The 10,826-nt window shown below is 71.8% G+C and carries 12 protein-coding genes; 8 read left to right on the top strand and 4 right to left on the bottom strand.

The genetic code is table 11. The features are described 5' to 3' along the window. Positions 1 to 166: 166 nt before the first annotated feature. From NIE79_RS29725 to NIE79_RS29710, 4 genes are all read left to right on the top strand, one after another. Positions 167 to 799: a LysE family transporter gene (locus NIE79_RS29725; RefSeq protein ID WP_238681719.1), complete on the top strand. Its 633-nt coding sequence runs from the start codon at positions 167 to 169 to the stop codon at positions 797 to 799. 144 nt (positions 800 to 943) lie between these two features. Beyond that, positions 944 to 1,591 (top strand): acVLRF1 family peptidyl-tRNA hydrolase, encoded by a 648-nt coding sequence (locus NIE79_RS29720; protein WP_238681718.1) that lies wholly within the window; start codon positions 944 to 946, stop codon positions 1,589 to 1,591. A gap of 95 nt (positions 1,592 to 1,686) precedes the next feature. Continuing rightward, entirely contained in the window at positions 1,687 to 1,986 is a 300-nt protein-coding gene (locus NIE79_RS29715; RefSeq protein ID WP_238681717.1) for a muconolactone Delta-isomerase family protein, read from the top strand. 65 nt (positions 1,987 to 2,051) lie between these two features. Then, positions 2,052 to 2,411 carry a YybH family protein gene (locus tag NIE79_RS29710; protein WP_238681716.1) on the top strand — a complete coding sequence of 120 codons (360 nt, stop codon included), beginning with the start codon at positions 2,052 to 2,054 and terminating at the stop codon, positions 2,409 to 2,411. A 69-nt stretch (positions 2,412 to 2,480) separates the two neighbouring features. On the opposite strand, the gene ypfJ is transcribed toward NIE79_RS29710, so the two are convergent. Next, positions 2,481 to 3,404: a KPN_02809 family neutral zinc metallopeptidase gene (gene ypfJ, locus NIE79_RS29705; protein ID WP_238681715.1), complete on the bottom strand. Its 924-nt coding sequence runs from the start codon at positions 3,402 to 3,404 to the stop codon at positions 2,481 to 2,483. 262 nt (positions 3,405 to 3,666) lie between these two features. Between ypfJ and NIE79_RS29700 the strand changes: the two genes are divergently transcribed. Continuing rightward, a complete protein-coding gene (locus tag NIE79_RS29700; RefSeq protein ID WP_238681714.1) occupies positions 3,667 to 5,271 on the top strand; it encodes an ABC-F family ATP-binding cassette domain-containing protein in 1,605 nt (534 codons plus the stop codon). Between the two features lie 22 nt (positions 5,272 to 5,293). On the opposite strand, the gene NIE79_RS29695 is transcribed toward NIE79_RS29700, so the two are convergent. Next, positions 5,294 to 5,893, bottom strand: a complete 600-nt coding sequence (locus NIE79_RS29695; RefSeq protein ID WP_238681713.1) for a cadmium resistance transporter — start codon at positions 5,891 to 5,893, stop codon at positions 5,294 to 5,296. A 216-nt stretch (positions 5,894 to 6,109) separates the two neighbouring features. On the opposite strand from NIE79_RS29695, the gene NIE79_RS29690 reads away from it, so the two are divergent. From NIE79_RS29690 to NIE79_RS29680, 3 genes are all read left to right on the top strand, one after another. Then, complete coding sequence (locus NIE79_RS29690; RefSeq protein ID WP_007462679.1) at positions 6,110 to 6,337, top strand: helix-turn-helix domain-containing protein; 228 nt, start codon at positions 6,110 to 6,112, stop codon at positions 6,335 to 6,337. A 46-nt stretch (positions 6,338 to 6,383) separates the two neighbouring features. Next, on the top strand, positions 6,384 to 7,151 hold the full coding sequence (locus NIE79_RS29685) for an enoyl-CoA hydratase/isomerase family protein (protein ID WP_112588650.1): 768 nt from the start codon (positions 6,384 to 6,386) through the stop codon (positions 7,149 to 7,151). Positions 7,152 to 7,265: 114 nt separating this feature from the next. Next, the gene (locus NIE79_RS29680) at positions 7,266 to 9,242 is read left to right on the top strand and encodes an ABC transporter ATP-binding protein (RefSeq protein WP_238681723.1); all 1,977 of its coding nucleotides are present in this window, start codon (positions 7,266 to 7,268) and stop codon (positions 9,240 to 9,242) included. Between the two features lie 88 nt (positions 9,243 to 9,330). Here the strand turns inward: NIE79_RS29680 and mug are convergent, their stop codons facing one another. Beyond that, positions 9,331 to 9,897 carry a G/U mismatch-specific DNA glycosylase gene (gene mug, locus NIE79_RS29675; protein WP_238681722.1) on the bottom strand — a complete coding sequence of 189 codons (567 nt, stop codon included), beginning with the start codon at positions 9,895 to 9,897 and terminating at the stop codon, positions 9,331 to 9,333. 167 nt (positions 9,898 to 10,064) lie between these two features. Beyond that, on the bottom strand, positions 10,065 to 10,826 hold the full coding sequence (locus NIE79_RS29670) for an SDR family oxidoreductase (protein WP_238681712.1): 762 nt from the start codon (positions 10,824 to 10,826) through the stop codon (positions 10,065 to 10,067).

Here is a 10,826-nt window from a genome sequence, read left to right as displayed (position 1 = left end):
CGCGGGGCGCGGGGCGCGGGGAAATTCGGTGGCGGGGGTGCGGGTTCGGCGCGGAGGATGCGCGTGTGATTGAGGCGTACCCGAAGCAGGTTCCTGTCCGTGCGGCCACTGCCGCGCGTCGACAGCGCACCGTGCCCCGGTCCGCCTCGATTCCGCGCCCGCCCTCGTGAGCGGCGCGTTTTTGGCCGGTCTCGTGGCCGGCTACGGCGTCGCCATTCCGGTCGGCGCGATAGCGATTCTCATCCTGGGGCTCAGCGCCCGTACCTCCTTTCGGGTGGGTGCGGCCGCAGCGCTCGCGGTGGCGACGGCCGACGGGCTCTACGCGGTGGTGGCGGTGCTCGGCGGTGCCGGCCTGGCCGGGAGCATCGCGCCGGTCGCCGGGCCACTGCGGGTGGTCGCCGCAGTGGTCCTGCTGGGTCTCGCCGGGCACGGTCTGTGGCGGACGTGGTCCGCGCACCGCTCGCGGCGGCCGCCGACGGCACGCGACGGTGGGGGCATGAGCACTCCGGGGCGGGCCTACGCGGCGCTGCTCGGATTGACCCTGCTGAACCCGATGACGGTGCTCTACTTCACCGCGCTGGTGCTCGGCCGCCGGGACACCGCCGACTCGGGCATGGTCCCGGCGGCGTTGTTCGTGGCCGGGGTGTTCCTGGCGTCGGCGAGCTGGCAACTGGTCATCGCCGGCGGTGGCACTGTGGTCGGCCGGGCGCTGACCGGGCCGCGGGGCCGGCTGGTCACCGGCCTGGTCTCCAGCGCGCTCATCGCCGCGCTGGCGGTGGCCGCGTTGCTGCCAGACTGAACGGTCGCGGCAACCATCCGACGGCTCAGCCGCCCGGCCGGGGCCCGACCGCGCCGGACCGGCGGTGCCGCCTGGTGTGTCCCAGCGGGGCCCACGGGTCGCCCGGGGGCCCTGGGTGGGTCCGCTGTGCCGTACGGTCGGGCGATGACCAGTCGACCCGCAGCCGGCGGAGGCCGGTGGGTCGAGGTCGACCCGGCCCGCGTCGGTCGCTGGGTCCAGGGCTTCGCCGACCGGCACGGCCCGCCCACCACCAGCGCCCAGGAGTACGGCCTGCTGCTCGCCGCCCCGGACGGGGCAACCGCCGAGCTGTACTCCCCGCCGGGTGCGCCGGCCGGCGTGGATGTGGCCGGGTTCGTGGCCTCCGCCGTCCTGCCCCGCCGGATCGGCCTGCTGCTGGCCCGCAAGGGCGCGGTGGCGCTCGGGGTGGCCGAGGGCGCCGACCTCGTCGTCTCCAAGGTGGACACCCGGTACGTGCAGGGGCGTACCGCTGCGGGGGGATGGTCGCAGCACCGGTTCGCCCGCCGGCGTGACAACCAGGCGAAGGCTGCGCTGGGTGACGCGGCGGACCTGGCCGTACGGCTGCTGTTGCCGGAGGCGGCGACGCTCGCCGCCCTGGTCTGCGGCGGTGACCGACGGGCGGTGGAAGGGGTGCTGGCCGACCGGCGGTTGGCCCCGCTCGTGCCGTTGCGGGCGGAGCGGCTGCTCGACGTGCCGGAGCCCCGGCACGCGGTGCTGGTCGCGGCGGTGGGTGCGGCCCGGGCGGTACGGATCCTGGTGCGCGACCCGGACTGATTTCGGCCTTCGCTGGCGGTGAGGGAGGGGAGACGATCGCCACCCAAAACGGGGTTCGCGGCGTGCTGCCCGGCCGGCCGCCGGAGGATGGGCGCGTGGAGTTTCTGGTTGACATGGTGACGACGGTGCCGCGGGGAACGTCGGAGGACGGCGTCGCCGACATGCGCGCGCGGGAGGCGGCGCGTTCGGCCGAGCTGACCGCCCAGGGCAGCCTTCTGCGGCTGTGGCGGCCGCCGTTGGCGCCGGGGGAGTGGCGTACGTGGGGGCTGTTCCAGGCCGACGACGCCGGTGAGCTGGAAGCGGTGCTCGCGTCGATGCCGCTGCGCGCCTGGCGGCGCGAGACCGTGACGCCGTTGACGCCGCACCCGAACGACCCGGGGCAGCCACCTCGCTGAGCCTGCGGGGGCACACCGGCTCGACAGGCACGCCATGGGACACGTCCGTCAGCAGGGAGATCATCATGTCCGACGCGGAGATTCTGCGTACCGTCCTCGACCGGTGGAGGTCGGCTGTCGACGCCCACGAGCCCGATCGGGTCGCGGCGTGCTTCACCGACGACGCGATCTTCCAGGGGTTGCAGCCGTACACGGTCGGTCGTGGCGGCGTCGCCGCGTACTACGCCGGACAGCCGCTCGGCCTGACCGCCGCGTACGACATCCGGGAGGTCCGCCGTCTGGCCGATGACGTGGTCCTCGGCTACCTGGAGGTGGAGTTCGGCTTCACCGACCGGCCGGCCCTGACCGTCAACCTCGGCGTGCTCCTGCGGCGGGTCGGCGATGACTGGCTCATCGGCCACTACCAGGTCTCGCGACTGACCTGACCCGGGAGCTGCGGCAGGAACGACGATCGTGGCAGGCCCCGAAGGACCTGCCACGATCTCGGGGCGAGGTCAGAGCTGGTCGGTGCCGAAGGTGTCGCAGGTCTTCGGATCGCCGCGGTCGTAGCCCTGGGTGAACCAGCGCTTGCGCTGCTCGGACGTGCCGTGGGTGAACTGGTCGGGGTTGACCCGCCCGCCGGAGCGCTCCTGGATGCTGTCGTCGCCGATCGCCTCGGCGGCCTGCACTGCCTCGCTGATGTCGGTCTGGGTGATGGACGTGAACAGCGGCTCCTGGCCGGTCTTGTCCTTGCTCTCGGTGGCGTGCTTGGCCCAGGCGCCGGCGTAGCAGTCGGCCTGCAACTCCAGCCGCACGGAGGCGGATTGGGGACCGCTCTGGTCGCCCTGGCCGGCCTTCGCGTTGGTGCCGAGCAGGTTCTGGATGTGGTGGCCGTACTCGTGGGCGAGCACGTAGGGCTGGGCGAATTCGCCCTTGGCGCCGAACCGGGAGGCCAGCTCGTCGTAGAAGCTCAGATCGATGTACACCTTGCGGTCGGCCGGACAGTAGAACGGGCCGACGCCCGAGTCGGCCTGCCCGCAGCCGGTGTTCACGGCGGCCTGGAAGAAGTTCGTGGTGGTCGCCTCGTACTTGCCGTTGCCCAGCTCCGGGTATGCCTTCTGCCAGTAGGCCTGGATGCTGTTGACGTAGAGCGCGTTGCGGCAGCGCGCGTCGTCGAGACGGTCGGGGTTGTCGCGGGAGCACAACTGCTCCAGGTCGGTGCCGCCGGCCTGCCCGCCGCCCTCGTCACCGTTGGTCATGGCGTTGAGGCCGAAGCCGCCGCCGAGCAGCGCGACGAGCACCGCCACCACGATGCCGATGATGCCGCCTCGACCGCCGCCGCCGGGGATCGGGATGCCGAAGCCGCCGCCGGATCCGCCACCGCGGCCCACGTCGTTGACCTGGGAGGTGTCGATTTCGGCCCGCTCGTTGAGTTCCATGGTGACCCCGATCGCCGTATGCCGGTGAGTGTCTTTGTGTGTCGTTTCGTCCATCGAGTGCCGGACGGGGTCCGGACAGGCGTTCCGGTACCCGATGATCTTGATTGGTAATCCGGGCGGGCCGTCCAGCGGCGCCCGGTACACTTGTCAGGTGCTGCGCTGCGAAGGCTGAACCGCCCCGCGCCGTCGGGCCCTTTGAGCCCGCCGGCCGTTTCGCGTGCCCCGAGTCAGCCTTCCGAACCCCGAGAGCGAGCCCGCAAACATGATCACTGTCACCGGCCTGGAACTGCGTGCCGGTTCCCGGATCCTGCTGTCCGACACCACCCTGCGCGTGCAGCCCGGTGATCGGATCGGCCTGGTCGGTCGCAACGGCGCCGGCAAGACCACCACTCTGAAGGTGCTCGCCGGCGAGGGGCAGCCGTACGGCGGCCAGATCGACCAGCGCAGCGCCATCGGCTACCTGCCGCAGGACCCGCGCACGGGTGACCTGGAGGTCACCGGCCGCGACCGGGTGCTTTCCGCGCGCGGGCTAGACGTGCTGATGTCGCAGATGCAGGAGATCGAGGCTCGCCTCGCCGAGGACGCCAGCGACAAGCTGGTCCGTCGCTACGGCGCGCTGGAGGACCAGTTCGCCGCCCTCGGCGGGTACGCGGCCGAGGCTGAGGCCGCGCGGATCTGCGCCAACCTCGGCCTACCGGACCGGGCGCTCGCGCAGACCATCGGCACCCTCTCCGGTGGTCAGCGTCGCCGCATCGAGCTGGCCCGGATCCTGTTCCGCGACGCGGGTGAGAACGGCGGCGGCATCCTGCTGCTCGACGAGCCCACCAACCACCTCGACGCCGACTCGATCACCTGGTTGCGGGGCTTCCTCGCCAACCACAAGGGCGGCCTCATCGTGATCTCCCACGACGGCGCGCTGCTGGAGTCGGTGGTCAACAAGGTCTGGTTCCTCGACGCCACCCGGTCGGTCATCGACGTGTACAACCTGGGTTGGAAGGCGTACCTGGAGGCGCGCGAGACCGACGAGCGACGCCGCCGTCGGGAGCGGGCCAACGCGGAGAAGAAGGCCGGCGCGCTGATGGCGCAGGCCGACAAGATGCGGGCCAAGGCCACCAAGACCGTGGCCGCGCAGAACATGGCCCGTCGTGCCGAGAAGCTGATCTCCGGCCTGGAGGAGGTGCGGGTCTCCGACCGGGTGGCCAAGGTGCGCTTCCCCAACCCCGCGCCGTGCGGCAAGACCCCGCTCACGGCGACCGGCCTCTCCAAGTCGTACGGCTCGCTGGAGATCTTCACCGACGTCAACGTGGCGGTGGACCGGGGCTCCCGGGTGGCCATCCTCGGGCTCAACGGCGCCGGCAAGACGACCCTGCTGCGGATGCTCGGCGGGCTGCTCAACCCGGACACCGGCGAGGTGCATGCGGGGCACGGCCTGCGCCTGGGCTACTACGCCCAGGAGCACGAGACGCTGGACGTGGAGCGGACGGTGCTGGAGAACATGCGCGCCGCCGCCGTCGAGCAGTCCGACACCGACCTGCGCAAGATCCTTGGCGCGTTCCTCTTCTCCGGTGACGACGTGAACAAGCCGGCCGGGGTGCTCTCCGGCGGCGAGAAGACCCGACTGGCCCTGTCCACTCTGGTCTGTTCCGGCGCCAACGTGCTGCTGCTCGACGAGCCGACGAACAACCTCGACCCGGTCAGCCGGGAGCAGGTGCTCGACGCCATCGCCAACTACCCGGGCGCGATCGTGCTGGTCACTCACGACCCGGGTGCGGTGCTGGCGCTCAAGCCGGACCGGGCCATCCTGCTGCCCGACGGCGACGAGGACGCCTGGAGCGACGACCTGCTCGAACTGGTCGAGCTGGCCTGACCGAGGCTGCTCGGCCGGCTTCTCAGCCGAGCAGGTCGGCCAGTCTGCCGAGCACACCGGAGTTGACCAGGATCACCAGCCCGATGGCGATGAAGATCGTCGGCACCAGCCAGGCGCCGGCGCGCTCGACCAGCCGGACCACCCTCCGGTGCCCGCCCAGCCAGGCCCCGGCCGCGCACCAGAGCGCGATCAGCAGCACGAAGACCAGCAGGAACACCGCGCTGTCGGCCACGCCGAGGGCGCGGAAGACGGGTACGTAGACCGCGACGTTGTCGGCGCCGTTCGCGATCGTCACCCCGGCCACGCCGAGCGCCCCGGTGACGACCGCCGGCGCCTCGTCGTCGCCCGAACTGCGTAGCGCGCGTACGCCGAGCGTGATCGGCAGCAGGCCGAGCAGCCCCGTCCACGGGTCGGGCACCACCAGGAGTCCACCCGCGATCACCGCGCTGGCCAACGCGAGCGCGCCGATGCCGAGGTATTGTCCGGCGACAATGTCCCAGGTGCGGGGTTGGCCGGTGGTGCGGGCCGCGACGAAGAACAGCGTCAGGATGACGATGTCGTCGATGTCGGTGGCGACGAAGACCACGGCCGCCGCGCCGGCGGTGCTCAACAGGTCGATCACGACCGAAGGCTACGGGCCGTCGGCAGCCGCCAGCTTCCAGCTGTGGTACGCCCGGACGCCGCGGCGGGCCGGATCGCCAGGATCACTCTATCGGGAAGCTGACATTGCATAGCGTGTCGGTTGGCGAAGAGTTGATATCTGGCGCATGATCGTTCGAGGCGGTCTAATAGGTGGGACCGTATCCGAACCGCACAGTCTGGGACGTGAGGACACAGCATGGCAGCCACTGGCACAGCCACCAGCACTGAGAAGGGTCGCCGGATCGTCGGAGCCGAGCGTCAGACGCTCGCCAAGGACCTGGTAAAGCGGTACACCTCGGGGGAGAGCATCCGCGCGTTGGCGGCCTCAACCGGCCGTTCCTACGGGTTCATCCACCGAGTGCTCACCGAGTCCGGGGTGCAGCTGCGTCAGCGCGGCGGTGCCCGGCGCCGCAAGAAGGCGTGACCCGCCACTCAGCGTCGTCCACCAGCGCCGCGCCCCGGGACGTCCGGTGACCGCCGAGGCGACCGGGGTTCGGCTGACTTGCGACGGGCCGGTCGCCACGGTGACGTTGTGCCGGCCCGACGTGCTCAATGCCCAGACGCCCGCCATGTGGCAGGCGATGAGCGACTTCTCCCGCGACCTGCCCGGCGACGTGCGGGTGGTGGTGGTCCGTGGCGAGGGTCGCGCGTTCTCGGCCGGCCTCGATCTCGCCGTGGCGGGCGCCTCGGGCCCGGGGTCCTTCGCCGAGCTGGCCACGCTGCCCGAGCAGGAGTGCGCCGAGCGCATCGCGGAGTTCCAGGCCGGTTTCACCTGGCTGCACCGGCCGGATGTCGTCTCCGTCGCGGCCGTACAGGGCCACGCGATCGGTGCCGGCTTCCAGCTCGCGCTCGCCTGTGACCTGCGAGTGCTGTCCGCGGACGCGAAGCTGTCGATGGCCGAGGTGACCCTCGGCCTGGTGCCCGACCTGGCCGGCACGAAACGCCTCGTCGAGTTGGTCGGATATTCGCGGGCGTTGGAGATCTGTGCGACCGGCCGCCGGTTGGACGCCGCCGAGGCGGACCGGATCGGGCTGGCCACCCTTGTCGTGCCCCCGGCCGAGCTGGACGACGCGGTGCGGGATCTGACCGCCGGCCTGCTCTCCGGGGCACGCGACGCGGTGGTGGAGATCAAGGCGTTGCTCGCCGGCGCCGGCGGGCGGTCGCACGCCGACCAGCAGCGCGCCGAGCGGGAGGCACAGACCCGTCGGCTGCGTGACCTCGCCGGCAGGGGAGAATAGGTAAGGACCGCACGGGAAGATCCGGGTTACGACCGAGGTTGTCACACTCGTCGGGAGAATTGACCTGACGGTGCGGTCCGCCCGGCAACCCGGAGGTGAGCGATGTCCAACCCGATGTCCGGCGGTGGCATGGCCGGGTGGAGCATGCTCCGGTCGATGCGCAACCGCGACGAGGTCTCCACCCACCGGCTCAAGCGTGGGGTGGCCCGCCGCATCGTCGCTTTCGCCCACCCCTACCGGCGCGACATCATCGTCTTCCTGGCCACCGTGGTGTTGGCCGCCATCATCGGCGTGGCCACCCCGGTGCTCGCCGGTGACGTGATCAACGCGATCAACCGGGGCGGCACCGAGGCCGGCCGGCTCGTGGTGCGGCTGGCCCTGTTCATCGCCGCGCTGGCGGTCGCCGACGCGCTGCTGTCGCTGGCCCAACGGTGGTATTCCGCCCGCATCGGCGAGGGCATCATCTTCAACCTGCGCACCCGGGTCTACGACCACGTGCAGCGGATGCCGTTGCAGTTCTTCACCCGTACCCAGACCGGCGCGCTCGTCAGCAGGCTCAACAACGACGTGCTCGGCGCCCAGCGGGCGTTCACCTCCACCCTGTCCGGTGTGGTCAGCAACGTCATCCAGCTGGTGCTCACCGCGGCGGTGATGTTCACCCTCTCCTGGCAGATCACCGCGCTCTCACTGGTGCTGCTGCCGATCTTCATCATTCCGGCGCGTCGGGTCGGTCGGCGGTTGGCGGACATCACCCGCGAGGCGTACAACCTCGACGCCAAGATGAACGCGACAATGACCGAGCGGTTCGGGGTGGCCGGCGCGCTGCTGGTGAAGCTCTTCGGTCAGCCCGAGATCGAGGCCCGCCGGTTCGGCGACCGGGCCGAGCGGGTCCGGGACATCGGCATCCAGTCCGCGATGTACTCCCGCACGTTCTTCGTGGCGATGCTGCTGGTCGCCTCACTGGCACAGGCGCTGACCTACGGTCTCGGCGGCTGGCTCGCGGTGACCGGCGGCGTCAGCGCCGGCACCGTGGTGACACTCGCGCTGCTGCTCACCCGCCTGTACGGGCCGCTCACCGCGCTCTCCAACGTCCGGGTGGACGTGATGAGCGCGCTGGTCTCCTTCGACCGGGTCTTCGAGGTGCTCGACCTCAAGCCGGGCATCGTGGAGAAGCCCGACGCGGTGGCGGTGCCAGTGGGCGCCGGTCGGGTCGACTTCCGCGACGTGCGTTTCCGCTACCCGAGCGCCGCCGAGATCTCCCTCGCCTCCCTGGAGGAGGTCGCCACGCTCGACCGGACCGTCAACGAGCCGGTGCTCAAGGGGGTCTCGTTCAGCGTCGAGCCGGGGCAGATGGTCGCGCTGGTCGGCCCGTCCGGGGCGGGCAAGTCGACACTGTCGATGCTCATCTCCCGGATCTACGATGTCAGCGACGGGCAGGTGCTCGTCGGCGGGGTGGACGTGCGCGACGCGACGCTGGCCTCCCTGCGGGACGAGATCGGTGTGGTCACCCAGGATTCGCACCTGTTCCACGAGACGATCGCCGAGAATCTTCGCTACGCCAAGCCGGACGCCACCGACGACGAGATCTGGGCGGCGCTGGCCGGGGCGCAGGTGGCCGATCTGGTCCGGGCGCTGCCCGACGGTCTGGACACCACTGTGGGGGAGCGCGGCTACCGGTTCTCCGGCGGTGAAAAGCAGCGCATCGCGATCGCGCGGCTGCTGCTCAAGGCCCCGTCGATCGTGATCCTCGACGAGGCGACCGCACACCTGGACTCGGAGAGCGAGGCGGCGGTGCAGCGGGCGCTGTCCGTGGCGCTGGCCGGGCGTACCGCGCTGGTGATCGCGCACCGGCTCTCCACGGTGCGCGACGCCGACCAGATCCTGGTCCTGGACGGTGGGCGGATCGTCGAGCGGGGGCGGCACGAGGAGTTGGTAGCTGTCGGCGGGCTCTACGCCGAGCTGTACCGGACCCAGTTCGCGGTCGCCGACTCGCCCACCCCGTTCGTCGACGCGACCGGTCCCGAGCCGGTGGTCATGCCGCTGGGCACCTACCGCGCCGACGAGGTGCTGCCGCCCGCCGCCGCCAACTGACGTCCGCGCCGCTTTGATCGACTCGGGTTCCTGAAAGCCGGGGTGTCCGAGTCGCGTTGACCGCCCGACTTCCTTGAAACCGAGTCGATCAAGGGGTCGGCGGCTCGGTCGCCGCGCGCAGCTCGGCGAAGGCCAGGCCCAGGGTGACCGGTGTGAAGTGCGCGTTCAGGCCGCTCGGGTTGGGCAGCACCCACAGCCGAGCCCCGGCCAGCAACTCCGGCTGCGGCCCGAAGGTGGCTTTCGGCCGCTGAAAACCGATCCGGTACGCGGTCACCCCCACCACCGCCACCCAGCGCGGCCGGTACCGGGCCACCTTGTCGGTCAGGATCACCGCGCCGTCGAGGAGTTCCTCGGCGCTCAGCTCGTCCGCGCGGGCGCTGGCCCGGGCGGCCATGTTGGTGATGCCGAGCCCGAGCGCGGGCAGCTCGTCCTGTTCGCTGGGGTGCAGCAGCCGAGCTGTGAACCCGCCCCGGTGCAGCGCGGGCCAGAACCGGTTGCCCGGCCGGGCGAAGTGCCAGCCGGTCGCGGCCGACCACAGGCCCGGGTTGATGCCGACGAAGAGCACCGCCAGCCCCGGCGCGAGCACGTCGGGAATGGTCCGGTCCGCAGCCGCCGCCAGCTCCGCCCGGGTCGGCCGGGTCGTCCCGGCCGTCAGGCCCGCTCGGGTCGGTGCGTTGGTCGACCCGGGTTCCTGGAAGTCGGGGTGTCCTGGTCGCTCCAACCGCCCGGTTTCCTCGAAGCCGAGTCGATCAACGGCCGGGTCGTCGGACTGAGCCTTCTCGGGCGGCGTGACGGCACGGGCAGCTCGGGCCCCGTCGGGGGTCACAGCCCGCGCAGCGCGCCGCCGTCGACCGGCACTGTGATCCCGGTGAGGTAGCTCGCGGCGGGGGAGAGGACGAACGCGGCCACCCGGCCGAACTCGCCGGGGTCGCCGAGGCGGCGCAGCGGAATGCTGGCCTCCGCGTCGGCGCGGGCGCGATCCGGGTCGCCGGTAGCGGCGAAGAGCTCCCGGTTGCGGTCGGTCATGATCCGGCCGGGCAGCAGCCCGACGACCCGGACCCCACGCGGGCCGTAGTCGTCGGCGATGTCCTTGGCCGCGCCGACGAGGCCGGGCCGTAGACCGTTGGAGATGCCGAGGCCGGGCACCGGGCCGCGAGCCGAGGTGGAGAGCACCAGGCCGATCGCGCCGCCCTCGGGCAGTGCGGCGGCGATCGTGCGGACCGCGCGGATGGTGCCCAGGAAGACGGTTTCGAAGGAGAGCCGCCACTGCTCGTCGCTGATCGCCGCGGCGTTGCCGGCCGGTGGACCACCCACCGAGATCAGCGCGCCGTCGAGCCGGCCGAAGTGCTCCTGGGCGGCGGCGACGAGCTGCCCCGGGGTCTCCGGGTCGGTCAGGTCCGCGGTCAGCCCGACGGCGTGCTCCGGGCCACCCAGCTGCTGCGCGGCGGCGGCCACCGCGTCCGGGTCCCGGGCCGAGAGCACCACCCGCGCGCCGTCGGCGACCAGGCTCTGCGCGGTCGCGTAACCCAGACCGCGGGAGGCGCCGGTGAGGACGTACACGCGGTCGGTCAGTCCGAGATCCAT

The organism is Micromonospora trifolii (assembly GCF_022229005.1).
GTDB classification, from domain to species: Bacteria; Actinomycetota; Actinomycetes; order Mycobacteriales; family Micromonosporaceae; genus Micromonospora; species Micromonospora trifolii.
This window is presented reverse-complemented; position numbering and strand designations above follow the sequence as displayed.